The organism is Mycobacterium sp. HUMS_12744610, assembly GCF_041206865.1.
Lineage (GTDB): Bacteria > Actinomycetota > Actinomycetes > Mycobacteriales > Mycobacteriaceae > Mycobacterium > Mycobacterium servetii.
Genome location: NZ_JBGEDP010000001.1, coordinates 360,602 through 385,133 on the forward strand (window position 1 = coordinate 360,602; position 24,532 = coordinate 385,133).

A 24,532-nucleotide genomic window follows, 5' to 3' on the forward strand; every position below is an offset into this window, starting at 1 on the left:
GCGGCGCGGAGCGCCGGGTGCCGCGGGTCGTCCTCATCGGGTCGAGGGCGACACGGCGGTGAGCGACCGGGCGATGTCGGCCCGACGTGCGATCCTGTCGTTCATGAACCCGGTGTTTTGGGGGCGGCCGGCCGGCGAGCCGGACGGCGGTTGGGCGGTCGTCGACGTCGAGACCTCGGGGTTCCGGCCGGGCCAGGCGCGCATCATCAGCCTCGCCGCGCTGGGCCTGGACGCCGACGGGCGGGTGGAGCAGTCGGTGGTGAGCCTGCTCAACCCGGGGGTGGACCCGGGCCCCACCCACGTGCACGGGCTGACGGCCGCGATGCTCGAGGATCAGCCGCAGTTCGCCGACATCGCCGGCGAAGTGGCCGAGGTGCTGCGCGGCCGCACGCTGGTCGCGCACAACGTCGCGTTCGACTACGCGTTCCTGGCCGCGGAGGCCGAGCTCGCCGGGACCGAGCTACCCGTCGACACCGTCATGTGCACCCTCGAGCTGGCCCGCCGGCTGGACCTCGGCATCGGCAACATGCGGCTCGAGACGCTGGCGGCACACTGGGGAGTGACCCAGCAGCGCCCGCACGACGCCTTCGACGACGCCGTGGTGCTGACCGGGGTGCTGGCGTCGGCGCTGCGGCGGGCCCGCGAACGCGACGTGTGGCTGCCGGTGCGTCCGGTCACCCGGCGGCGGTGGCCCAACGGCCGCGTCACCCACGACGAGCTGCGGCCGTTGAAGGCGCTGGCGTCCCGGATGCCGTGCCCCTACCTCAACCCGGGACCTTTCGTGCCGGGCCGGCCGTTGGTGCAGGGCATGCGGGTGGCGCTGGCCGCCGAGGTCAGGCGCACCCACGAGGAGCTCGTCGAGCGGATCCTGCACGCCGGGCTGGCCTACAGCGACGCCGTCGACCGGGAAACGTCCCTGGTCGTCTGCAACGACGCGGCCCCCGAGCAGGGCAAGGGCTATCTGGCCCGGCAGCTGGGGGTGCCCGTGGTGACCGATGCGCACTTCATGGACTGCGTCGGTGCCGTCGTCGGCGGCACCAGCATGGAGCAGTTCACCGACGCGTCCGCGCTGGACGCGCAGCTCGCCCTGTTCTGACGCCCGTCAGTCCAGCGCCTTGCCCTTCAACGTGTCGAACTCGTCCGGGGTGATGGTGCCCTCGTCCAGCAGCTCCTTGGCGTGGGCGATCTCCTGGGCCGGCGATCGGCCGGTGACGTCGCGGAAATAGGCCTGGCTGCCCCGCTTGACCACCGCGGCGGCTTCCCGCGCGCGCATGGTCATGTCCTCGCCGCGGACGATCAGGTACACCAGCGCCGCCACGTACGGAAACAGCACCAGGAAGAACACCCACACGGCCTTGACCCAGCCGGTCGTGCTGTGGTCCCGCCAGAACAGGTCGGCCATGATGCTGAACAGGATCAGCAGGTAGGCGATGAACGCGAACGCGACGATGGCCGACCAGAGGAAGCCCCACGAGGTGTGCCACACGGTGATTGCTCCTTACGTCGTCGGCGCCTCTAGTTGCGCGAGGCGCGGTTGACTGCCGAGACGACCGCGCGCAGCGACGCGGTGGTGATCGACGGTGCGATGCCCACCCCCCACACGGTCCGGCCCGATACCGAGGCCTCGACGTAAGCCGCGGCCTGCGCGTCGCCGCCGGAGCTCATCGCGTGCTCGGAGTAGTCCAGGACGGCCACCTCGAACCCGACGCCCCCGAGGGCGTCGACGAACGCGGCCAGGGGACCGTTGCCGGTGCCGCTGATCTCGGTCTCCACCCCGTCGACCTTGACGGTCGCGGTGATGCTGGTGACACCGCCGTCGTCGTCGGCGGCGTTGACGTGCTGCTTGATCCGCTCGAGCGGCCGCTTCGGGGCGAGGTACTCCTCGGAGAAGGCCTCCCACATCGCCTTGGGCGAGACCTCTCCGCCCTCCCCGTCGGTGATCTTCTGGATGACCTGGGAGAACTCGATCTGCAGCCGCCGCGGCAGCGCCAGGCCGTGGTCGGTCTTCATGATGTAGGCCACCCCGCCCTTGCCGGACTGCGAGTTGACCCGGATCACCGCCTCGTAGGTGCGGCCGACGTCCTTGGGGTCGATCGGCAGGTACGGGACCTGCCAGAGCATGTCCTCGACGTCGGAGTCCGCCTCGTCGGCGTCGACCTTCATCTGGTCCAGGCCCTTGTTGATGGCGTCCTGGTGGCTGCCGGAGAACGCGGTGTAGACCAGGTCGCCGCCGTAGGGATGACGCTCGGGCACGCCCAGCTGGTTGCAGTACTCGACGGTGCGGCGCACCTCGTCGATGTTGGAGAAGTCGATCTGGGGGTCCACGCCGCGGGAGAACAGGTTGAGACCCAGCGTCACCAGGCACACGTTGCCGGTGCGCTCGCCGTTGCCGAACAGGCAGCCCTCGATCCGGTCGGCGCCGGCTTGATACCCCAGCTCCGCCGCGGCGACGGCCGTTCCGCGGTCGTTGTGCGGGTGCAGGCTCAAGATGACCGAGTCGCGGCGCGCCAGGTTGCGGCTCATCCACTCGATGGAGTCGGCGTAGACGTTGGGCGTGGCCATCTCCACGGTGGCGGGCAGGTTGAAGATGATCGGGTTGTCGGGGGTGGGTGCGATGATCTCGCCGACGGCGTCGCAGACATCCCTGGCGTACTCCAGCTCGGTGCCGGTGTAGGACTCCGGCGAATACTCGAACCGCCAGCGGGTGCCGGGATGTTTGGCGGCCTCCTCGACGCACTTGCGGGCGCCGTCGGTCGCGATCGCCTGCACCGCGGCCCGGTCGGCGCGGAAGACCACGCGGCGCTGCAGGATCGACGTGGAGTTGTAGAAGTGCACGATCACCTGCCGCGCTCCCTGGCAGGCGAGGAAGGTGCGCTCGATCAGCTCCGGCCGGCACTGGGTGAGCACCTGGATGGTGACGTCGTCGGGGATTGCGCCGTCGGTGATGATCGCGCGGACGAAGTCGAAGTCGGTCTGGCTGGCCGAGGGGAAGCCGACCTCGATCTCCTTGTAGCCCATCCCGACCAGCAGGTCGAACATGCGGCGCTTGCGGGCCGGGCTCATCGGGTCGATCAGCGCCTGGTTGCCGTCGCGCAGGTCCACCGCGCACCACAGCGGGGCGCGTTCGATGACACGGTCGGGCCAGGTGCGGTCGGCCAGGCGTATCGGCTCGACCTCCTCGGTGAACGGGCGATACCGGTGGACCGGCATCGACGAGCCGCGCTGGGGATTCCACGGGGCCTGGCCGGGTGCGGGCGGGCCCGCAGGGGTGACGATGGTGCGGGAAGACGTATGGGCGTCGGAATTGGAATTCACGGTAGTTGCTCCGGGGGTGTCAGAAGGAACCTAGACCGGCGCATCGCGAACGCCCGCGACGGGAGGCCGGTCTGGATCAGACCCCGTCGCGGCGTCCGAGGAGGAGCACCCGCTGCACGAGCGCAACTCTACCGCGCTCATCCCGTGTGCCAAAACCGCCAAAAATTCCGGATGCGCGTGCACGTATTCTGTTGTGGACTCGAACCCGAGCGGGGAATTCGCTGGGCCGGAAGGGCAGGCAAAACGCAGTGGCACTCGTCGTGCAGAAATACGGCGGATCGTCGGTGGCCGACGCCGACCGGATTCGTCGGGTCGCCGAGCGCATCGTGGAGACCAAGAAGCAGGGCAACGACGTCGTCGTGGTGGTCTCGGCGATGGGCGACACCACCGACGACCTGCTGGACCTGGCCCAGCAGGTGTGCCCCGTCCCGCCGCCCCGCGAGCTCGACATGCTGCTGACGGCCGGCGAGCGCATCTCCAACGCGCTGGTGGCCATGGCGATCGAATCGCTGGGCGCCAACGCCCGCTCGTTCACCGGCTCGCAGGCCGGGGTCATCACCACCAGCACCCACGGCAACGCGAAGATCATCGACGTCACACCCAGCCGGGTGCAGTCCGCGCTCGACGAGGGCCGCATCGTGCTGGTCGCCGGGTTCCAGGGCGTCAGCCAGGACACCCGGGACGTCACCACGCTGGGCCGCGGCGGGTCGGACACCACGGCCGTCGCCCTGGCCGCCGCGCTGCACGCCGACGTCTGCGAGATCTACACCGACGTGGACGGCATCTTCAGCGCGGACCCCAGGATCGTGCACGACGCCCGCAAGCTCGACACGGTGACGTTCGAGGAGATGCTCGAGATGGCGGCGTGCGGGGCCAAGGTCCTGATGCTGCGCTGCGTGGAGTATGCGCGCCGCTACAACCTGCCGGTGCACGTCCGCTCGTCGTACTCGGACAGGCCGGGCACCGTCGTCGTCGGATCGATCAAGGACAAGCCAATGGAAGACCCCATCCTGACCGGAGTCGCGCACGACCGCAGCGAGGCCAAGGTGACCGTCGTCGGCATCCCCGACATTCCGGGTTACGCGGCCAAGGTGTTCCGCGCCGTCGCCGACGCCGAGGTCAACATCGACATGGTGCTGCAGAACGTCTCCAAGGTCGAGGACGGCAAGACCGACATCACCTTCACCTGCTCGCGCGACAGCGGGCCCACCGCGGTGGCCAAGCTGAACGCGCTCAAGGAGGAGATCGGGTTCCTCCAGTTGCTCTACGACGACCACATCGGCAAGGTGTCGCTGATCGGCGCGGGCATGCGCAGCCATCCCGGCGTGACGGCGACCTTCTGTGAGGCCCTGGCCGAGGTGGGCGTCAACATCGAGCTGATCTCCACCTCCGAGATCCGGATCTCGGTGCTGTGCCGCGACACCGAGCTGGACAAGGCCGTCGTCGCGCTGCACGAGGCGTTCGGGCTCGGCGGCGAGGAGACCGCGACGGTGTACGCCGGGACGGGCCGCTAGATGGGCCTGTCCCTCGGCGTGGTGGGGGCCACCGGCCAGGTGGGTCAGGTGATGCGCACGCTGCTCGCCGAGCGCGACTTCCCGGCCACCACAGTCAGGTTCTTCGCCTCGGCCCGCTCGCAGGGGCGCAGGCTGGAATTCCGCGGCCAAGAGATCGAGGTCGAGGACGCCGAGACCGCCGACCCGGCCGGCCTGGACATCGCGTTGTTCTCCGCCGGCAAGACGATGTCGCTGGTGCAGGCGCCGCGGTTCGCCGCGGCCGGGGTGACGGTGATCGACAACTCCTCGGCGTGGCGCAAGGACCCCGACGTGCCGCTGGTGGTGTCCGAGGTGAACTTCGAACGGGACGTCGCCGGCGGCGCCCGGTCTCTCAAGAAGGGCATCATCGCCAACCCGAACTGCACCACGATGGCCGCGATGCCGGTGCTCAGCGTGCTGCACGACGAGGCCGGGCTGACCCGGTTGGTGGTGTCGAGCTACCAAGCGGTCTCCGGCAGCGGCCTGGCCGGCGTGGAGGAGCTGGCCGGCCAGGCGCGCGCGGTCATCGACGACGCCGAGCGGCTGGTGCACGACGGCGGGGCGGTGGAGTTCCCGGCGCCGAAAACCTACGTCGCCCCGATCGCGTTCAACGTGGTGCCGCTGGCCGGATCGCTGGTCGACGACGGGTCGGGGGAGACCGACGAGGACCAGAAGCTGCGCCACGAGAGCCGCAGGATCCTCGGCATCCCCGACCTGGCCGTCAGCGGCACCTGCGTGCGGGTCCCGGTGTTCACCGGCCACTCGCTGTCGATCAACGCCGAGTTCGCCCGGCCGCTGTCGCCGGAGCGGGCCCGGCAGCTGCTGGACGGCGCGCCCGGCGTCAAGGTGGTCGATGTGCCGACCCCGCTGGCCGCCGCCGGGGTCGACGAGTCGCTGGTCGGCCGCATCCGGTGCGACCCGGGGGTGCCCGACGGGCGCGGCCTGGCGCTGTTCGTCTCGGGCGACAACCTGCGCAAGGGCGCGGCCCTGAACACGATCCAGATCGCCGAGCTGCTGGCCGCCGAACTATAGTCCGACCGGTGCGCTTCGCCCGCTCGCTGTGCGCCGCGCTGGCAATGTGTTTCCTTGCGCCCCAATGTGTTTGGAGTGCCCACGCGGATCCGCCGGCGCCGGCGCCGGAGCCGATACTGCCGCCGCTGGCCCCGGGACAGGTGCTGCGGATCGGCCCGACGGCCGGCACCGGGACCCCGACCGGCGAGTACGGGATCGGCGCCACCGACCTGTGCGAGTTCGTCGAGTTCCCCAGCGAGACGCTGCAGGTCTGCGGCGACAGCTTCGCCGGTCAGGGCGTCGGGTTCGGCGGCTGGTACTCCCCGGTCGCGCTGCACGTGGACACCGCGTCCGTCGACGACCCCGGCGGGGTGCGCTACACGGGCGTCCTCGGAATCGGCAGGCCGCTGCTGGCCGAGGCGACCCCGGCGGGGGACTCCCAGCTGCCCGCTGGGGTGGTGCGGATCAACCGGCGCAACTACCTGATGGTGACGACGGCCAAAGCCCTGGAGCCGGTCAGCTCCCGGCTGGTGGTGGCCGAGCCGTCGCGCCCCGGCTGGCGCACGGTGCCGGGATCCCGGCGGGCCGCGTCCTACCAGGGCGGCTCGCAAACGCAGATCAGCGGCTACTACGACCCGATCCCCACCCCGGACTCGCCCCGCGGGTGGGTGTACATCGTGGCCGACAGCTTCACCAGGCGGGACCCGGTGCTGCTCTACCGGGCCACTCCGCAGACGTTCACCGACCGGTCCCGGTGGCAGGGCTGGGCCTCCGGGCCGGGCGGCGGCTGGAACAAGCCGCCGACGCCACTGTGGCCCGACCAGGTCGGCGAGATCTCCATCCGCCAGATCGACGGCAAGACGGTGTTGTCGTATTTCAACGCGGGCACCGAGAACATGGAGGTGCGGGTGGCCGACGACCCGACCTCGCTGGGCGACGCGCCGGTGACGACGGTGGTGCGGCACGACGACTGGCCCGAGCCCGCCGAGACCCTGCCGCCGCCGTTCGACAACCGGCTCGCCCAGCCCTACGGCGGCTACATCTCGCCGGGCTCCACTCTCGACGAGCTGCGCATCTTCGTCAGCCAGTGGGACACCCGGGCCCGGGAGAGGGCGCCCTACCGGGTTATCCAATTCGCTGTCAACCCGTTCAAGCCGGATTAGCGACCAGCGGTCGCGTTGTAGATCCGGGCGCCGGTGTCCGACTGCGAGGGCTGAGCCGGTACTCGGTAGCGACCTTCTCGCGGACCTTGTGCAACCACCGTCCCACCTTGGTCCTATGCGCTGGTGGATGACGCGCAACCGGCGGCGCCGGTGCCTGGCCCGAGCTGCTGACTTCGGCAATAGCACACGTCACGAGGGTAGACCCCAAAGTGCCACCATGCCATCATGGTGGCATGGACACCACCGCCGCGCACGCATCGCAGGGAACCATCGCCCTCACACTGCGCCTGCCGGCCGAGCTGGCCGAAGCGGTCAAGAACTACGCGTTTCTCACGAACACCTCGGGCAACGAGGTGATCAAGCGGGCTGTCATCGAGTACATGAAGGCGCATGCGCAAACCGACATGGTTCGCGCGGCCTTCGAGAAGGCGCTGGAACAGCACAAGGTTGCGTTCGACAAGTTGGCCGACCTTTGATGTTCACCTTGTATCTGACCTGCGACAACGTGGGGATGCTCAACGCGCGGTTCGTTGGCCCCGACATGCTCCGAAACTTTGGGTTGCTCGATGCGGCGGTGATGCGGCCGCAGGCGAGTGTCGGCAACGCCTGTCTTCTACCAAATCAACGGTTATGAGCTGTCGGTTGACGACACGCCGTTGTTGCCCTCGTGGTGGATGTTGCCGAGGGTCAGCTTGATGTACCCAACATCGCGGCCACTCTCAAAGCCTGGGTGCGACCGCTCCCAGTGGCCGACGATTGGATGGGCACGCCCGACTGATAGCGCGCATGCGCCTGATGGGCTCGCGATCACGACCAGCTCAACCCGTTCAAGCCAACAACCTGCGCGTGACGAGCGGGGGATGTCATCGGGTCCGAGCCGAGAACGAAAGATTTGATGATGCCTGAAGCTGGAAAGCGGTTTGCGCTGGTTACCGGCGCCGCGGTGGTCGCGCTGGCGGCCCTGTGCGTCGGCGGCGGCGCCGGAGCGGCGACCACCACGGCGGCCCCGCCGACGCCGACGACGTCCGAGCGGCCCGGCTCCGAGTCCCCTCCCGCGGAGCCCACCAGGATCGAAGAGGAGCCGCACGACCTCGGCGGCGGCGCCGGCGGCGGCATGGGATGAGCATTCGCTCATAGCCATTACATAAGTGGTGCATAGCCGCGGGCATCGTTCGCGGATGCATCATTTGTCTCATGAGTGAAACACCCGAAAACACGACAGTGCGGTCCTCGACCGCAACGGACCCGGCGCCCGTTCCCGCGACCGGGGCGCCCCACAAGACTCCGCGGGTTTTCCAGGTCGCGGCGTGGGTCGCCATCGTCGCCGGCACGGTCTTCATCGTGGCGGTGATCTTCTTCACCGGCTTCGTGCTGGGCCGGCACGCCGGGTTCCCCGGACACCATGGCGGCTTCCACCACCACAAGCACCACGCGATGATGATGCATCCGCACGGTCCGGGCGGGCCCGGCGGCGCGGGCCCCGCGGCGATGCCCGGCGGCGGGCCCGGGACGACGCGGCCCGGTAGCGGCCCTGGACAGGTGCCGTCCTCGGTCTCCCCGTCGGTGACGCCTTCGCCGTAGCGAACCGCGCGGTGGCCCGGCGCTCGACGGAGCGCCGGGCCGTCGGTGTCACGCCGATCGGCCGGTGCCGCGGGTCTTGCGCCGGGTGACGAACAGGTCGCGCCAGGACGCCACCTCCGGATGCTGCTTCAGCAACGCCCGCCGCTCCCGTTCGGTCATGCCACCCCAAACACCGAACTCCACCTGGTTGTCGAGCGCCTCGGCGAGGCACTCGGCGATGACGGGACAATGCCGGCAGATGGCGGCCGCGTTGCGCTGCGCCTTCCCGCGAACGAATAGTTCATCGGGATCGCTGGAAAGGCACCGCGCTTGCGACACCCAGTCGGTGGTGGTTTCGGCTGCGGCGAGGGTGCGGACGTAGGCGGGTTTTGTTCTCACTCTCGATGCTCCTGTGCGCGGTTCGTGTTCGCCCGCCCCGGGCGACCACTATTCCCGCGCGGCTCAGCAGTGTCTGTCCGCCGAACGGCGGGTGCACGGGATGAATCAGAGTGTCCCCCGATTGGGGGAACGGCAGCCCGCCGCTGTGGGAGACTGACCGCCATGATCGGCGCGCCGGCGACCGACAAGGTGCGTGTGGTCGTGGGCGAAGACCACCCGCCGTTCCGCAGTGGCCGCATGCGCGCGCCGGCATCGAGCGGCGAGGTCGACGCCCGGTGATCGCCGCGGGGCTGTCGCTGCGGCGCTGTGGCGCGGACTGCTCGAGGAGCGTGGGCCGCCCGCTGGCTCGATTCGTCGACTTCGTCTCCGCCGAACCCGTCCGACTGTCGGCGTTCCTGCGCTTGCCGCTGATCGGTCTGATCGTCTTGCTGGTCTCGGTGTGGGAGGTCGAGCACTGGTTGCCGCTGGCCTATGCGCTGATACTCAGCGCTTACAGCGTCGCCGCGCTGGTGTGGGCGGTGGTGGTGCTGCGCGGCCCGGTGCCGCCGTGGGCCGGCTGGGTCTCGACGGGCATCGACGTCCTGGCCGTGGTGGCGCTGTGCGTGGTGTCGGGAGGGGCCACCGTGGCGTTGCTACCGGTGTTCTTCCTGCTGCCGATCTCGGTGGCGTTCCAGGACCGCCCGGCGCTGGCCGCAGCCGTCGGCGTCTGCACCGCCTTCGGTTACCTCGGTGTGTGGATCGTCTATTCCAAGCGTGACGACACGGTCGAGCTGCCGACCGTGGTCTACACGCATTTCGGGTTGCTGCTGTGGTTGGCGGCCGCGATGACCGCGCTGTGTTACTTCCTGACCCGCGCCGCGGCGCGCGTGGCGGCTCTGCTCGACATGCGCCGCACTCTTGTCGCGGAATCGATGCGCGCCGACGAGCGGCACTCCCGCGCACTGGCCGAGGAACTGCACGACGGACCGCTACAGGACCTGCTGGCGGTGCGACTCGACCTCGACGAAGTCCGGGAGCGCTGTACCGACCCGCGGCTGGATGCCGCCTACCGGGCGGTGCAGAACACGGTGACCCGCCTGCGCGGCACCGTCACCGCGCTACATCCCCAGGTGCTCACCGAATTGGGTCTCACCGCCGCGCTGCGGGAGCTGATCAGCGACTACGAGCAGCGCGGGAACTTCGTGATCGAAGCCGACCTCGAAGACGTCGATCGGCCGCGGTCGCAATCCCTGCTGTATCGCGCCGCCCGCGAACTGCTCGCCAACGTGTACAAGCACGCCGGGGCGCGCACAGTCCAGGTCGGCCTCACCCGGGAGGTCGACACCATCACGCTGAGCGTCGTCGACGACGGCAGGGGATTCGATCCTGCCATCGTGCGTCGGCGTGTGCCCCAAGGGCATATCGGGCTGGCGTCGCTGATGGTCCGCATCGACGCAATGGGCGGATCGATGAACCTGACATCGACGCCGGGCGGGGGCACACGGGTATCGGTGACCACCGCCGCCGGCGCCGACTGAACGCGCCCGCGCCGGACGGGCCCGGGCACCCGCGCGGGATGGGCACCGGATCTCAATTCACAACAATTTTGGCCCGGGGACTGTTACCGCGGCCGCCATGCGGGGCAGTATTCACGTCATGACCGAAACACCCGATCCGGCCGCGCAGCCGACGCCCGTTCCCCCCGCACCGCCGCCGCCACCGCCGGCGCCGCCGCAGCGGCCCAAGCCGCCGAGGCTCTACACGGCCGCGGCGTGGGTGGTGATCGTCGCGGGCATCGTGTTCATCCTGTCGGTCATCTTCTTCTCGGGGGCGATGGTGTTCGGCTACGGCCACTGCCACCACCGCCATCACCCCGGCACGATGTTCGGTCCCGGCGGCCCCGGCGGCCCCGGTCCGGGAATGGGCCCGTGGGGCCCCGGCCCCGGCCCGGGAGGCTTCGGTCCCGGCGGCCCCGGCCCGTGGCCGTTCGGCGGGTCCGGCGGCCCGGGGATGATCGTCCCCATGCCTCCCGGTGGGCCCGGGGGACCGGGCGGCCCGGGTGGGCCCGGCGGCGGTCAGGCCGGCCCTGGCGGCGGCCCCGGTCAGTCGTCCAGCGGCCCCGCACCCAGCCCCCCGGGCCCACGCCCGTAGCCCGGATTGGGAATCGGGCGGTGCGGGTAATCGTCTGCGCGGTAAGGCCCGCGCGAACGGCCGAAGAGGAGAGGGCGAGATGACCCAGCGCTACACCACCACGGATGCCGGGATCCCCGCACCCAGCGACGACCAGTCGCTCACCATCGGGCCCGACGGCCCGATCCTGCTGCAGGATCACTACCTGATCGAGCAGATGGCGATGTTCAACCGGGAACGCATCCCGGAACGGCAGCCCCACGCCAAGGGCGGCGGCGCGTTCGGCCACTTCGAGGTGACCAACGACGTCAGCCAATACACCCGGGCGGCGGTGTTCCAGCCCGGCACCAAGACCGAGATGCTGGCCCGGTTCTCCACCGTCGCCGGCGAGCGCGGCAGCCCGGACACCTGGCGGGACCCGCGCGGCTTCGCGCTGAAGTTCTACACCAGCGAGGGCAACTTCGACATGGTGGGCAATAACACGCCGGTCTTCTTCATGCGCGACCCGCTGAAGTTCCAGCACTTCATCCGCTCCCAGAAGCGCACCCAGGCACGCAACGTGCGCGACCACAACATGCAGTGGGACTTCTGGAGCCTGTCCCCGGAATCGGCGCACCAGGTGACCTGGCTGATGGGCGATCGCGGCATCCCGAAGACCTGGCGCCACATGAACGGCTACAGCAGCCACACCTACAGCTGGATCAACGCCGCCGGCGAGATCTTTTGGGTGAAGTACCACTTCATCACCGACCAGGGCATCGAGTTCCTGACCCAGGAGGAGGCCGACCACCTGGCCGGCGCGGACGGCGACTACCACACGCGCGACCTGTACGACGCGATCGAGCGTGGCGAGCACCCGAGCTGGACGCTGAAGATGCAGATCATGCCCTACGAGGAGGCCCGGACCTACCGGTTCAACCCGTTCGACCTGACCAAGGTGTGGCCGCACAGCGACTACCCGCTGATCGACGTCGGCAAGATGACGCTGACCCGCAACGTCACCGACTACCACGCCGAGATCGAGCAGGCCGCCTTCGAGCCGAACAATACCGTGCCCGGCACCGGCCTGAGCCCGGACAAGATGCTGCAGGCCCGCGGCTTCTCCTACTCCGACGCGCACCGCGCCCGGCTGGGGACCAACTACCGGCAGATTCCGGTCAACGAGCCCAAGGTCGAGGTGCACAGCTATTCCAAGGACGGGGCGATGCGGATCAAGAACGCCTCCGACCCGGTGTATGCGCCGAACTCCTACGGCGGGCCGCAGGCCGACCCGGCGCGCGCCGCCGAGGTGCGCTGGCACGCCGACGGGGACATGGTGCGCTCGGCCTACACCCTGCACGCCGAGGACGACGACTGGGGCCAGGCCGGCGCCATGGTCCGCGAAGTTCTGGACGACGAGGCGCGGGATCGCTTGGCGCACAACATCATCGGCCACGTGTCCAAGGGCGTCAAAGAGCCGGTGCTCTCGCGGGTGTTCGAGTACTGGCGCAACGTCGACCCCGACCTCGGGAAGAAGGTCGAGGAGGGGGTTCGCGCCAACCAGGGCTGATCCCGGTGCCTGGCATGATCGGCTGCATGACCATGCGGGCTGCCGCGGTGGCTCTGGCCATCGGGACCGTCGGCCTGGCTGTCGGGCGCCCCGTCGCGGCCGCCGCGCCCTCCGAGCCGGGCGTGGTGTCCTACGCGGTGCTGGGCAAGGGGTCGGTCGGCAACATCGTCGGCGCGCCGATGGGCTGGGAGTCGGTGTTCACCGAGCCGTTCCAGGGGTTCTGGGTCGATCTGCCGGCCTGCAACAACTGGGCCGACATCGGGCTGCCCGAGGTCTACGACGATCCCGACCTGGCGTCGTTCAACGGGGCGACCACCCAGACGTCGGCCACCGACCAAACCCACTACGCCAAGCAGGCGGTCGGGGTGTTCGCCACGAACGACGCCGCCACCAGGGCCTTCCACCGGGTGGTGGACCGGACCGTGGGCTGCTCGGGACAGACCACGGCGCTGCACCTGGACGACGGGTCCACCCAGGTCTGGTCGTTTGCCGGGGGACCGGCGACGGCCACCGACGCGGGCTGGACGAAGCAGGAGGCCGGTACCGATCGGCGTTGTTTCGATCAAACCAGGCTGCGTGAAAACGTGTTGCTGCAGGCCAAGGTCTGCCAATCCGGCAACGCGGGGCCCGCGGTCAACGTGCTCGCCGGAGCGATGCAGAACGCGCTGGGTCAATAAATGCGAATAGTTGGGTATCCGGGTAGGCCGTGCGGCGAAAAGGCGCGGAAACGGGAATATGTCGGCACGGTCTGCGAGATGAGTTGGTCGTGGTTATCGTCGGGATAGCTGCCCGAGCGAGCGGTCCGCAGGGGCCCGGAGGGATCGTGATATGACGTTCGCCGGCACCACCGGCGCGGCCTCGCAGCTGGCCACGACCCTCCCGGTCGAGGCCGAGATGGCCGATTCCTCGGTCGCCGCCTCGTATATCGCCGACAGCTGCCTGGCCGACGGCTCGCTGGGGCGGGTCGGACTCGAGGTGGAGGCGCACTGCCACGACCCGACCGATCCGCACCGCAGGCCGGGCTGGGACGAGATCCTCGAGGTGCTGGAGTTCCTGCCGGCGCTGCCCGGGGCCAGTGCGGTCACCGTCGAACCCGGCGGGGCCGTGGAGCTGTCCGGGCCGCCTGCCGACGGCGTCGTGCCGGCCATCAACGCCATGCACAGCGATCAGGCGGTGCTGCGACAAGCTTTCGCCGACGCCGGGCTCGGCCTGGTTTTTTTGGGGGCGGACCCGCTGCGGCCGCCCCAGCGCATCAACCCGGGCGCGCGCTACCGCGCCATGGAGCAGTTCTTCGCCGCCGACGGCTTCCGGGATGTCGGCGCGGCCATGATGACCTCGACCGCCTCGGTCCAGGTCAACCTCGACGCGGGGCCGCAGGAGGGCTGGGCGCAGCGGGTTCGGCTGGCCCACGCGCTGGGGCCGACGATGATCGCGATCGCGGCCAATTCCCCGATGCTGAGCGGCGAATTGTCGGGCTGGTCATCCACCCGGCAGCGGGTCTGGGGGCGGATGGACTCGGCGCGATGCGGGCCCGTGCTGGGCATCAGCGGTGACGACCCCGGCACCGAATGGGCGCACTACGCGCTCAACGCGCCGGTGATGCTGGTGAACAATCCCGAGGCCGTCGCCGTCACCCACTATGTGCCCTTCACCGACTGGGTGGACGGCCGGGTGCTGCTCGGCGACCGCCGCCCGACCATCGCCGACCTCGAATACCACCTGACCACGCTGTTCCCGCCGGTGCGCCCGCGCCAATGGCTGGAGATCCGCTACCTGGACAGCCTGCCGCAGACGTTCTGGCCGGCCGTGGTGTACACACTCGTGGCCCTGCTCGACGACCCGGCCGCTGCCGCCGTCGCCGCCGAAGCCGTCGAACCGGTGGCCACCGCGTGGGACACCGCGGCGCGCGTAGGGCTGCGGGATCGCCGGCTCTACACCGCGGCCAACCGGTGCGTGGCGCTGGCCGCGGAACGGGCCCCGGCGGAGCTGACCGAGGGGATGCAGCGCCTGGTCCGGGCCGTCGAGCAGGGCCGCTGTCCCGCCGACGACTTCTGCGACCAGGTCGGCGAGCACGGTGCCGCGGTCGCGGTCGCGCGGCTGGCGCGAGCGGGCCTGTGAGTTCCCGGGAGCGGATCGCCGACGACCTGGCGCGCGCGCGGGCGCGGACGTTGCGGCTGGTCGACTTCGACGACGACGAGCTGTGCCGGCAGTACGACCCCCTGATGAGCCCGCTGGTGTGGGACCTGGCGCACATCGGGCAGCAGGAGGAGCTGTGGCTGCTGCGCGGCGGCGACGCCGCCCGGCCCGGGATGTTGCCGCCGGCCGTCGAGGGTCTCTACGACGCCTTCGTGCATTCCCGCGCCAGCCGCGCCGGCCTGCCGCTGCTGTCCCCGGCGCAGGCGCACTCCTATTGCCGCACGGTGCGCTCGGCGGCGCTGGACGCCCTCGACGCATTGGGCGAGGACGAGGACGGCTTCGTCTACGGCATGGTGGTCAGCCACGAGAACCAGCACGGCGAGACCATGCTGCAGGCGCTGAACCTACGCACCGGCGCCCCGCTGCTGGCCGACGCGGCGGCGGTGCCGGCCGGCCGCCCGGGGCTGGCCGGCACCTCGGTGCTGGTGCCCGCCGGCCCGTTCGTGCTCGGGGTCGACGCCGCCTTCGAACCGTTCTCCCTGGACAACGAGCGACCCGCCCATGTCGTCGACCTGCCGGCGTTCCGCATCGGCACCGTGCCCGTCACCAACGGCGAATGGCGGCGGTTCCTCGACGACGGTGGCTACCGCGAGCCGCGGTGGTGGTCGGAGCGCGGCTGGGAGCATCGCCGCAGCGCGGGGCTGACCGCCCCGCAGTTCTGGAGCGCCGACGGGACGACCCGCACCCGGTTCGGCCACGTGGAGGACATCCCGGCCGACGAGCCCGTCCAGCACGTCACCTACTTCGAGGCCGAGGCCTACGCGGCGTGGGCCGGGGCGCGGCTGCCCACCGAGGCGGAGTGGGAGAAGGCCTGCGCGTGGGATCCGGCGACCGGGACGCGCCGGCGCTACCCCTGGGGCGAACAGGCGCCCTGTGCCGCCCTGGCCAACCTGGGCGGGTCGGCGATGCGCCCCGCGCCCGTCGGCGCCTACCCGGGCGGCGCCTCGGCCTACGGGGTCGAGCAGCTGCTCGGCGATGTCTGGGAGTGGACGTCCTCGCCGCTGCGGGGATGGCCCGGTTTCGTCCCGATGGTCTACGAGCGGTACTCCCGTCCGTTCTTCGACGGCGACTACCGGGTGCTGCGCGGGGGATCGTGGGCGGTGGAGCCGGGCATCGTGCGGCCCAGCTTCCGCAATTGGGACCACCCCTACCGCCGCCAGATCTTCTCCGGCGTCCGGCTGGCCTGGGACGTAGAGGACCGGAACTGATGTGCCGCCACCTCGGCTGGTTGGGGGCCGACGTCACGGTTTCTTCGCTGGTACTCGAGCCGCGCTACGGCCTGCGGGTGCAGTCCTACGCCCCGCGCCGGCAGAAGAACGGCCTGATGAACGCCGACGGCTGGGGCGTCGGCTTTTTCGATGGCGCGCCGGATCCGGCGGTGCCCCGGCGCTGGCGCAGCGCCGCGCCGCTGTGGGGTGACGTGTCGTTCGAGTCGGTCGCGCCGGCCCTGCGCAGCCACTGCGTGGTCGCCGCGGTCCGCTCGGCGACCGTCGGCATGCCCATCGAGGCCAGCGCGACCGCGCCGTTCACCGACGGGCGGTGGCTGTTGTCGCACAACGGCGTCGTCGACCGCGCCGTGCTGCCACCGACGCCCGCCGAATCAGCTTGCGACAGCGCACTTTTGGCGGCCACCATCTTTGCGCGCGGACTCGACGCCCTGGGTGAGACGATCGCCGAGATCGGCGCCGCCGACCCCGCCGCCCGGCTCAACGTGCTGGCCGCCGACGGGTCGCGCCTGCTGGCGACGACATGGAACGAGACGCTGTCCATCCTGCGCCGCGACGACGGTGTGGTGCTGGCCAGCGAACCCTACGACGACGACGGGGCATGGGAGGACGTGCCGGACCACCACCTCGTCGAAGTCACCTCCGAGCGGGTGACATTCACCGCGCTGGACAACCCGAAAGGATCGTGATGACGCTGTCGCTGTCCAACCACCTGGCGGCCGACTCGGCGTACCGCGCGTTGCGCCGCGACGTGTCGGAAGGCCTGCAGAGCACGCCGAAGACATTGCCGCCCAAGTGGTTCTACGATCCGCTGGGCAGCGAGCTGTTCGACCAGATCACCCGCCTGCCCGAGTACTACCCCACGCGCGCGGAGGCCGAGATCCTGCGGGACCGGGCGGGCGAGATCGCGTCGGCCAGCGGGGCGGACACCCTGGTCGAGCTGGGCAGCGGAACCTCGGAGAAGACGCGGACGCTGCTCAGCGCCCTGCACGGCCGCGGTTCGCTGCGCAAATTCGTGCCGTTCGACGTCGACGCCAGCATGCTCTCGACGGCCGCGGAGGCGATCCAGCGCGAATATCCGGGCGTCGAGATCCGGGCGGTGTGCGGAGATTTCGAGGAGCACCTCAACGAGATCCCCGACGGCGGCCGGCGCCTGTTCGTGTTCCTGGGGTCGACGATCGGCAACCTCACCCCCGGACCGCGTCGGGAGTTCCTGACCAACCTGGCCGCGGTGATGCGGCCGGGCGACAGCCTGCTGCTGGGTACCGACCTGGTCAAGGACACCGGCCGGCTGGTGCGCGCCTACGACGACTCCGCCGGAGTGACGGCGCGGTTCAACCGCAACGTGCTGGCGGTGGTCAACCGCGAACTCGACGCCGACTTCGACGTCGACGCCTTCGCGCACGTCGCCCGCTGGAACGCGCCCGAGGAGCGCATCGAGATGTGGTTGCGGGCCGATCGCGCCCAGCGGGTGCGGGTCGGCGCCCTGGAGCTGACCGTCGACTTCGCCACCGGCGAGGAGATGCTCACCGAGGTGTCGTGCAAGTTCCGGCCCGACGGCGTGCGCGCCGAACTGGTCCGCGCCGGGCTGCACCGAACCGGTTGGTGGACGGACGCCGCGGGGGACTTCGGGCTGTCGCTGGCCGTGATGTGACCCACTGCGACTCGCTGGCCGACCGGTGGCGGTCGGCCCGGCCACCGGTGGCCGGGCTGCACCTGGACAGTGCGGCCTGTTCGCGCCAGAGCCTCGCGGTGATCGACGCCGCCGCCCGGCACGCCCGCCACGAGGCCGAGGTTGGCGGCTATGTGGCCGCGGAGGCCGCCGCGCCGGTGCTCGAGGCCGGACGGGCCGCCGCCGCCGCGCTGAGCGGCATGCCCGACGCGGAGGTCGTCTACACCACCGGCGCGCTGCACGCCCTGGACCTGCTGCTGGGCGGCTGGCCCGCCGACCGGCGCGTGGTGGCGTGCCTGCCCGGCGAATACGGCCCCAACCTGGCCGTGTTGGCCGCCCACGGGTTCGAGCGCCGGCTGCTGCCGACCAGGGACGGGCGGCTGGCGCTCGACGACGCGGCCTTCGTCCTGGAGGAGGATCCTCCCGACCTGGTCCACCTGACCCCGTTGGGCAGCCACAGCGGTGTGGTGCAACCGGTTTCGATGGTCGCGCGGCTGTGCGCGGAGCTGGGCCTGCCGCTGGTCGTGGATGCCGCCCAGGCACTGGGCCAGATCGACTGCGCGGTGGGCGCCGACGTGACGTATTCGACGTCGCGCAAGTGGATCGCCGGGCCGCGGGGGGTGGGTTTCCTGGCGGTGCGCCGCGACCTGATGGAGCGGCTGCACCCGAGGCTGGAGCCGCCGGAGTGGACCTCCCCCCTGAGCGTGGCCCGTCAGCTGGAGTTCGGCGAGGCCAATGTCGCTGCGCGGGTCGGATTTTCGTGCGCGCTCGGCGAGTATTTGGCGTGCGGGCCCGACGCCGTGCGGGCGCGGCTGGCCGAGCTGGCCGCGGCCGGGCGCACCGTGCTTGCGGACGTGCCAGGCTGGGCCGTCGTCGAGGAGGCCGAGGAGCCGAGCGCGATCACCACCCTGGCCCCGACCGACGGCGCCGACCCGCAGGCGGTGCGGGACTGGCTGCTGTCCCGGCGGCGCATCCTGACCACCTACGCCGGGGTGCAGCGGGCGCCGCTGGAGCTCTCGGGGCCGCGGCTGCGTATCTCGCCGCACGTGGACACCACGGCCGGGGACCTGGAAACGTTCGCCGAGGCGCTGATCGCGGCGACGGCCGCCACCGGGTAGGTCAGCCCGCCTTGTGCGCGGTGAGCAGGTAGGCGGGCAGCTTCATCCGTCCCTGCTCGTCGCGTTCGTGTGCGGGCATCTCGAACGGTGCGTCGGCGGCCGGCGGGATGTTCGCGTGGATGAAGGCGGGCCGGATCTCGTCGACCTCCCAGTATCTGCTCACCGCGGCGCGCAACTCGTCCTCGTCGACCTCGTTGGGCTTGGCCTCCATCCCGGCGGGGAAGGCGCCCTTGGCGAAGACCAGCACGAAGTAGCCGGCCCCCGGCGCGGCGGCGCGGTGCACGGCGCTCAGGTAGCCGTCGCGGCCCTCGACCGGGAGCGAGTGGAACAGCGTGGAGTCCACGACCGTGTTGAACCGGCCGGCCGAGCCCGGCGGGTAGCCGGCGAAGTCGGTGATGTCGGCCTGCACGAAACTGGCGGTGGTCAGGCCTCGTTCGGCGGCGGCCCGGGTGGCCGCCGCGACCGCGGTGGGGGTCAGGTCGATGCCGACCACGGTGTAGCCCTCGGCGGCCAGCGCCAGCGACAACTCCGCGAACCCGCACCCGGCGTCGAGCACGTCGCTGCGGAACCTGCCGGCCGCCAGCAGCGCGGCGAGTTCGGGTTGCGGCGCACCGATGTTCCACGGCGGCGGACCCTCGAACTCCCCCTCCCCGCGGTAGGCGCTGTCCCAGTCCATCACGTCATCGGAAGTCATGGCTTCAACCGTACTAGCGTTCCCAGGTGTGCACCGGCTCGTTGGCATGCATGTGTGCGCAGTAGCGCCGCAGCATCTCGGCCAGGGCGGCGGGCCTGGTCATCCCGCCGTCCTGCAGCGCCCGCACGGTCGACACCTGCCAGGTCGCCCCGTTGCGGCCGGTCGCGGCGCGGCCCTCGATGACGCCGAGGAAACGGTCCCGCACCCCGGCGTCGACACCCCAGCGCCGCAGCCCGTCGTGGGCCAGGGGCAACAGCGTGTCCAGCACCAGCCGCTGCGTCGTCACCTCGCCCAGCCCGGGCCAGTGCAGCCGGGCCGCCATGCCGTGCCGCGCCGCCTCGAGAAAGTTCGATTCTGCCGCAACGAAACTCATGTCGTTGCACAGTGGGTGCTCCGCCTCAGACAGGCTGCGCAGCGTGCCGTAGTAGAACGCCGAATTCGCCAGCATGTCGATGACCGTCGGGCCGGCCGGCAGCACCCGGTTCTCCAGCCGCAGATGCGGGCGACCGACCCCGTCGCTTTCCGAGACGTCGTACACCGGACGGTTCCACCGGTACACAGTGCCGTTGTGCAGCCGCAATTCGGACAGGTGCGGCGTGCGCCCGGCGGCCAGCTCGGCGGCCGGGTCTTCCTCGGACACCTCGGGCAGCAACGAGGGGAAGTAGCGGATGTTCTCCCTGTAGAGGTCCAGCACCGAGGTGATCCAACGTTCGCCGAACCACACCCGCGGTCGCACGCCCTGGGCCTTGAGCTCCTCGGGACGGGTGTCGGTGGACTGCGCGAAAACCTCGATGCGGGTCTCCGCCCACAGCTGATGGCCGAAGAAGTAGGGCGAGTTGGCGGCCAGCGCCAGCTGCGGCCCGGCCAGCATCTGTGCCGCGTTCCAGTTGGCCGCGAACTGCTCCGGAGCCAGTTGCAGATGTAATTGCATGCTGGTGCATGCGGATTCGGGTGCGATCGTGGCGGCGCTCCAGCTCAGCGGCTCGGGCCCGGAGATGTTGATCGGAATGTCCTCGCCGCGGGCGTCGAAAATCGAGTCGTTGAGCGCCGCATAGCGCCGCGACTCGCTCATCCAGTTGCCCCGCAGGTGCTCGGGCATCAGGGTGGGCAGGATGCCGATCATCACGATGTGGGCGCCGCCCGAGTTCGCCTTGTTCTCGGCCTCGTTGAGGCTGTCCCGCACCTCGGCCTCCAGGTCGGAGGCGGTGTGCCCGGCCAGAGCGCGGGGCGGCACGTTGAATTCGATGTTGTAGGCGCCCAATTCGGACTGGTAGGCGGGGTCGGCGATGGCGTCCAGCACGTAGCGGTTCGACATGGCCGGCTGGTAGTCGGAGTCGACGAGGTTGCACTCGATCTCCATGCCGGTGAGCGGCCGGTCCGAGTCGAAGTGCGATTGAGCGAGCATCGTCTCGAGAACGTCCAGACACAGCCGCACCTTGCGCCGGTATTCCCGCCTGTGTGCGCGGTTATACGTGGTGCGCTTGACCTCTTCGCCCACATCGCCGATGGAACAGGTTTACCGGCGCGGGCGCAAGGGCGCGGGGTCAACCGGCATGTTCGCTGCGCTGCCGACCAGCGGGTGGACCATCATGGAGATGCCACGAAGTGTCGCAGTTCACGCCGGAGGAGCGCCGTTGCCCGAGTTCATCGCCGCCATCGACCAGGGCACCACCAGCACCCGGTGCATGATTTTCGACCACGACGGCGCCGACGTGGCCTGCCATCAGCTCGAGCACGAGCAGATCCTGCCCCGTGCCGGCTGGGTGGAACACAACCCGGTCGAGATCTGGGAGCGCACCGCCTCGGTGCTGATGACGGCCCTCAACGTCGCCAGGCTGGCACCGAAAGACATTGCTGCGCTGGGCATCACGAATCAGCGGGAGACGACGCTGGTGTGGGACCGGCACACCGGTCGGCCGTACTACAACGCGATCGTGTGGCAGGATACGCGCACCGACCGCATCGCGTCGGCGCTGGACCGCGACGGCCGCGGCGAGGTGATCCGCCGCAAGGCGGGCCTGCCGCCGGCGACGTACTTCTCCGGCGGGAAGCTGCAGTGGATCCTGGACAACGTCGACGGGGTGCGCGAGGCCGCCGAGCGCGGTGACGCCCTGTTCGGCACCGCCGACACCTGGGTGTTGTGGAACCTGACCGGCGGTCCGCGGGGCGGGGTGCACGTCACCGACGTGACCAACGCCAGCCGGACCATGCTGATGGACCTGCAGACGCTGGACTGGGACGACGAGCTGTTGTCGTTCTTCTCGGTGCCGCGGGCGATGCTGCCGGCGATCGCGCCGTCGTCACCGCGGCAGCCCTACGGGGTCACGACGGAGTTCGGGCCGCTCGGTGGCGAGGTGCCGATCACCGGGGTCCTCGGCGACCAGCACGCGGCGATGGTCGGCCAGGTGTGCCTGAAGCCGGGCGAGGCGAAGAACACCTACGGGACCGGCAATTTCCTGCTACTCAACACCGGCGAGACGATCGTGCGCTCCGGCCACGGCCTGCTGACGACGGTCTGTTACCAGTTCGGGGACGCCAAACCCGTTTACGCCCTTGAGGGTTCGATCGCGGTCACCGGTTCGGCCGTGCAGTGGCTGCGCGACCAGCTGGGCATCATCGGCGGCGCCGCGCAGAGCGAACTGCTGGCCCGCCAGGTCCCCGACAACGGCGGGGTGTACTTCGTGCCGGCGTTCTCCGGGTTGTTCGCCCCGTACTGGCGCTCCGACGCCCGCGGCGCGATCGTGGGCCTGTCCCGGTTCAACACCGCCGCACACCTGACCCGTGCGACGCTCGAGGCGATCTGTTATCAGAGCCGCGACGTGGTGGATGCCATGCAGGCCGACTCCGGTGTGCCCCTCGAGGTGCTCAAGGTCGACGGCGGCATCACGGCGAACGACCTGTGCATGCAGATCCAGGCCGACGTGCTGGGCGTGGACGTGGTGCGGCCGGTGGTCGCCGAGACCACCGCGCTGGGCGCGGCGTACGCGGCCGGCCTGTCGGCAGGCTTCTGGACGGGCCCCGACGAGCTGCGGGCCAACTGGCGCGAGGGCAGGCGCTGGACGCCGTCCTGGGACGACGACCGGCGCGCCGCCGCCTACGCGGGCTGGCGAAAGGCGGTGCAGCGCAGCCTGGATTGGGTGGAGATTCCCTAACCGCGAGCGTGCGTGTCTGTACGGCGACACGCCGGTACGGACGTACATCTGCGCACGCTCGCGGTCAAGGGGGCTGGGAACTCAGTCCTCGCCGAGGATTCCGTAGATCTCCCGGCGCGCATTGTTGACGATCTCCACGATGCGCTGCTGCTGTTCGGCGGTGGCGGTGTGCGCGGATTGCGCCACCGCGCCGAACAACTGGCCCACGGCGGCCCGCAGGTTGACGTGGCCGGGGTCGGCGCCTTCGGCGATCTCGTCCCACGGTGGGGTCTCGATCTTCTCGGCGGCCGCGCGACCCTCGTCGGTCAACTCGAAAAGCTTCTTGCTGCCGTCGGTTTCGCTCGCGGCGATCAGGCCTTCGTCGTCCAGCAATTGCAGAGTCGGGTACACCGACCCGGGGCTGGGCTTCCAGATCCCGCTGCTGCGCTCGGCGATCTGCTGGATCATCTCGTAGCCGTGCATGGGCCGTTCGGCCAGCAGTGCCAGGATGGCCGCCCGCACGTCGCCGCGACGTCCGCGGCCGGGGCCGCCGCGCCGCCCGCCGCCGCGCCGCCCGCCCGGTCCGAAACCGAAGCCCGGGCCGAAGCCCGGACCGAAGCCGGGGCCGAAGCCCGGACCGAAGCCGGGGCCGAAGCCCATCGGCCCGCCATGGTCGCCGGCGTGGTCGCGAAGGTGCTCGCGGAACTCGTGCCGGGCGTGCCGCCTGGCACCGCGCAGGGCCCGCCATTGTGCGGGCCCGACACCGGGAACCGGGCCGGGGCCGAATCCGAAGCCCGGTCCGGGCCGGTCGCCGAACGGGCCGCTGCCCGGGGTGAAGGGGTGGTTCATTGTGTGTCCTTACGTCTGGTGAGTGAAGCGACGGTCATGCGCTCCGATATATAACGATATATCGCGACCTAACGCGATGCAACGTCGGAGGCGTGCGGGGGCCACGTCCGCCCGGCAGAGCGGCAATAGTGGAGCGGCGGTGGTGGACGACGCGCGATCAGCGCGGCGGAGCGAACCCGCCCGGCGGCGGCCCCTGCGGCGGCCACGGGGCGCCCGGCGGCCCGTAGCCCCACGGCGGTGGGTCGGGCGGTCGCAGGCGCGCCAGTTCGCGACGGTGCCGTTCGGCCAGGACCGCGGCGAGCACGAGTTCCGGCGGCGCGCCGGGCGGGGGTGGCGGGGCGATGCGTGACACGACGTCGCCGGCGATCCGGTACGCCATCTGCTGGCGCAGACTCGGATCGAGTTGCGTTGCCCTGCCGAGAAATTGGCGAGCCACATCCGCTTGGCCGGCGTCCAGGCCCGAGAGCTGCAGCGACGAAGCCCACCACGCCAGCGCCGGCGGCATCGCGGGCGGCGGCGCCATCCGGGGTCCCCGTTCGCTGACGACCACCGTGCCGGCGAAGACGTCACCGATGCGTTTGGCCCGCGGCGAGAGGATGCTGCAGATGACGGCGGGGCTGCCGGCCAGCATCCAGATCTCCACGACCGATGCCAGCGCGCGAAACAGGGCCTGCCGGAATCGTTCCGGGCCACCGTCGTCGGACACCACCCGCAGGCCCATGACGATCTTGCCGACCGACCTTCCCCGCGTGGTGGTTTCGAAAATCAGTGGGTACCCGACGATCACCAGCACCGTGAAGACGATCAGGATGGCGGCGGTCAGCGCGCTGTCGAACTGGGTGAGGGTGGCGGCCCACAGCAGCAGTCCCAACACGTAGCAGACGAAGATCACCGCGATGTCGATCAGTGCGCTCACGGCCCGCACGGGCAACTGGGCGATCTGCACGTCGAGCACCACGGCGTCCCCGGTCACCACCTCCGACATAACACCGAACGGTACCCTGCCCA

24 protein-coding genes are annotated in these 24,532 nt (G+C 70.5%); 17 read left to right on the forward strand and 7 right to left on the reverse strand.

What is annotated here, in order from left to right; genetic code table 11:
• Window positions 1–103: 103 nt before the first annotated feature.
• Entirely contained in the window at window positions 104–1,096 is a 993-nt protein-coding gene (locus AB8998_RS01790; protein WP_369736535.1) for a DEDDh family exonuclease, read from the forward strand.
• 6 nt (window positions 1,097–1,102) lie between these two features.
• Here the strand turns inward: AB8998_RS01790 and AB8998_RS01795 are convergent, their stop codons facing one another.
• Both AB8998_RS01795 and leuA read right to left on the reverse strand, forming a co-directional pair.
• Window positions 1,103–1,486: an SHOCT domain-containing protein gene (locus AB8998_RS01795; RefSeq protein WP_369736536.1), complete on the reverse strand. Its 384-nt coding sequence runs from the start codon at window positions 1,484–1,486 to the stop codon at window positions 1,103–1,105.
• A gap of 29 nt (window positions 1,487–1,515) precedes the next feature.
• The gene (leuA, locus tag AB8998_RS01800; RefSeq protein ID WP_369736537.1) at window positions 1,516–3,315 is read right to left on the reverse strand and encodes a 2-isopropylmalate synthase; all 1,800 of its coding nucleotides are present in this window, start codon (window positions 3,313–3,315) and stop codon (window positions 1,516–1,518) included.
• A 248-nt stretch (window positions 3,316–3,563) separates the two neighbouring features.
• Between leuA and AB8998_RS01805 the strand changes: the two genes are divergently transcribed.
• The 6 genes from AB8998_RS01805 (at window position 3,564) to AB8998_RS01830 (ending at window position 8,602) form a co-directional block, all read left to right on the forward strand.
• A complete protein-coding gene (locus AB8998_RS01805; RefSeq protein ID WP_369736538.1) occupies window positions 3,564–4,829 on the forward strand; it encodes an aspartate kinase in 1,266 nt (421 codons plus the stop codon).
• Complete coding sequence (locus tag AB8998_RS01810; protein WP_369736539.1) at window positions 4,830–5,879, forward strand: aspartate-semialdehyde dehydrogenase; 1,050 nt, start codon at window positions 4,830–4,832, stop codon at window positions 5,877–5,879.
• Between the two features lie 44 nt (window positions 5,880–5,923).
• Window positions 5,924–7,021, forward strand: a complete 1,098-nt coding sequence (locus tag AB8998_RS01815; RefSeq protein ID WP_369741386.1) for a DUF4185 domain-containing protein — start codon at window positions 5,924–5,926, stop codon at window positions 7,019–7,021.
• Between the two features lie 233 nt (window positions 7,022–7,254).
• Complete coding sequence (locus AB8998_RS01820) at window positions 7,255–7,497, forward strand: DNA-binding protein (protein ID WP_369736540.1); 243 nt, start codon at window positions 7,255–7,257, stop codon at window positions 7,495–7,497.
• 422 nt (window positions 7,498–7,919) lie between these two features.
• The gene (locus AB8998_RS01825) at window positions 7,920–8,144 is read left to right on the forward strand and encodes a hypothetical protein (protein WP_369736541.1); all 225 of its coding nucleotides are present in this window, start codon (window positions 7,920–7,922) and stop codon (window positions 8,142–8,144) included.
• A gap of 98 nt (window positions 8,145–8,242) precedes the next feature.
• The gene (locus AB8998_RS01830) at window positions 8,243–8,602 is read left to right on the forward strand and encodes a hypothetical protein (RefSeq protein WP_369741387.1); all 360 of its coding nucleotides are present in this window, start codon (window positions 8,243–8,245) and stop codon (window positions 8,600–8,602) included.
• Window positions 8,603–8,650: 48 nt separating this feature from the next.
• Here AB8998_RS01830 and AB8998_RS01835 read toward each other — a convergent pair whose 3' ends face one another.
• A complete protein-coding gene (locus AB8998_RS01835; RefSeq protein ID WP_369736542.1) occupies window positions 8,651–8,980 on the reverse strand; it encodes a WhiB family transcriptional regulator in 330 nt (109 codons plus the stop codon).
• A 275-nt stretch (window positions 8,981–9,255) separates the two neighbouring features.
• Here AB8998_RS01835 and AB8998_RS01840 point away from each other — a divergent pair, with 275 nt between their 5' ends.
• The 9 genes from AB8998_RS01840 to egtE all read left to right on the forward strand — a co-directional run bounded on the left by AB8998_RS01840 (window position 9,256) and on the right by egtE (window position 18,850).
• A complete protein-coding gene (locus AB8998_RS01840) occupies window positions 9,256–10,497 on the forward strand; it encodes a sensor histidine kinase (RefSeq protein WP_369736543.1) in 1,242 nt (413 codons plus the stop codon).
• Window positions 10,498–10,615: 118 nt separating this feature from the next.
• Window positions 10,616–11,110: a hypothetical protein gene (locus AB8998_RS01845; protein ID WP_369736544.1), complete on the forward strand. Its 495-nt coding sequence runs from the start codon at window positions 10,616–10,618 to the stop codon at window positions 11,108–11,110.
• Between the two features lie 79 nt (window positions 11,111–11,189).
• Window positions 11,190–12,638, forward strand: coding sequence for a catalase (locus AB8998_RS01850; RefSeq protein ID WP_369736545.1), 1,449 nt, complete (start codon window positions 11,190–11,192; stop codon window positions 12,636–12,638).
• Window positions 12,639–12,670: 32 nt separating this feature from the next.
• Window positions 12,671–13,315, forward strand: a complete 645-nt coding sequence (locus AB8998_RS01855; RefSeq protein ID WP_369741388.1) for a sensor domain-containing protein — start codon at window positions 12,671–12,673, stop codon at window positions 13,313–13,315.
• A 151-nt stretch (window positions 13,316–13,466) separates the two neighbouring features.
• A complete protein-coding gene (egtA, locus tag AB8998_RS01860; RefSeq protein WP_369736547.1) occupies window positions 13,467–14,756 on the forward strand; it encodes an ergothioneine biosynthesis glutamate--cysteine ligase EgtA in 1,290 nt (429 codons plus the stop codon).
• On the forward strand, window positions 14,753–16,042 hold the full coding sequence (gene egtB / locus AB8998_RS01865; protein WP_369736548.1) for an ergothioneine biosynthesis protein EgtB: 1,290 nt from the start codon (window positions 14,753–14,755) through the stop codon (window positions 16,040–16,042). Before egtA ends, egtB begins: the two co-directional genes overlap by 4 nt.
• A complete protein-coding gene (egtC, locus tag AB8998_RS01870) occupies window positions 16,042–16,749 on the forward strand; it encodes an ergothioneine biosynthesis protein EgtC (protein ID WP_369736549.1) in 708 nt (235 codons plus the stop codon). Before egtB ends, egtC begins: the two co-directional genes overlap by 1 nt.
• Window positions 16,749–17,714, forward strand: coding sequence for an L-histidine N(alpha)-methyltransferase (gene egtD / locus AB8998_RS01875; RefSeq protein ID WP_369736550.1), 966 nt, complete (start codon window positions 16,749–16,751; stop codon window positions 17,712–17,714). Before egtC ends, egtD begins: the two co-directional genes overlap by 1 nt.
• Window positions 17,711–18,850 (forward strand): ergothioneine biosynthesis PLP-dependent enzyme EgtE, encoded by a 1,140-nt coding sequence (gene egtE, locus AB8998_RS01880; RefSeq protein ID WP_369736552.1) that lies wholly within the window; start codon window positions 17,711–17,713, stop codon window positions 18,848–18,850. Before egtD ends, egtE begins: the two co-directional genes overlap by 4 nt.
• A 1-nt stretch (window position 18,851) precedes the next feature.
• Here egtE and AB8998_RS01885 read toward each other — a convergent pair whose 3' ends face one another.
• Both AB8998_RS01885 and AB8998_RS01890 read right to left on the reverse strand, forming a co-directional pair.
• Window positions 18,852–19,544: a class I SAM-dependent methyltransferase gene (locus AB8998_RS01885; RefSeq protein WP_369736553.1), complete on the reverse strand. Its 693-nt coding sequence runs from the start codon at window positions 19,542–19,544 to the stop codon at window positions 18,852–18,854.
• A 13-nt stretch (window positions 19,545–19,557) separates the two neighbouring features.
• Window positions 19,558–21,042: a glutamate-cysteine ligase family protein gene (locus AB8998_RS01890; RefSeq protein WP_369736554.1), complete on the reverse strand. Its 1,485-nt coding sequence runs from the start codon at window positions 21,040–21,042 to the stop codon at window positions 19,558–19,560.
• Between the two features lie 97 nt (window positions 21,043–21,139).
• On the opposite strand from AB8998_RS01890, the gene glpK reads away from it, so the two are divergent.
• Window positions 21,140–22,696 (forward strand): glycerol kinase GlpK, encoded by a 1,557-nt coding sequence (gene glpK / locus AB8998_RS01895; protein ID WP_369736555.1) that lies wholly within the window; start codon window positions 21,140–21,142, stop codon window positions 22,694–22,696.
• An 81-nt stretch (window positions 22,697–22,777) separates the two neighbouring features.
• On the opposite strand, the gene AB8998_RS01900 is transcribed toward glpK, so the two are convergent.
• Complete coding sequence (locus tag AB8998_RS01900) at window positions 22,778–23,524, reverse strand: PadR family transcriptional regulator (RefSeq protein ID WP_369736556.1); 747 nt, start codon at window positions 23,522–23,524, stop codon at window positions 22,778–22,780.
• 157 nt (window positions 23,525–23,681) lie between these two features.
• Window positions 23,682–24,509, reverse strand: a complete 828-nt coding sequence (locus AB8998_RS01905) for an RDD family protein (protein ID WP_369736557.1) — start codon at window positions 24,507–24,509, stop codon at window positions 23,682–23,684.
• Between the last annotated feature and the right edge of the window lie 23 nt (window positions 24,510–24,532).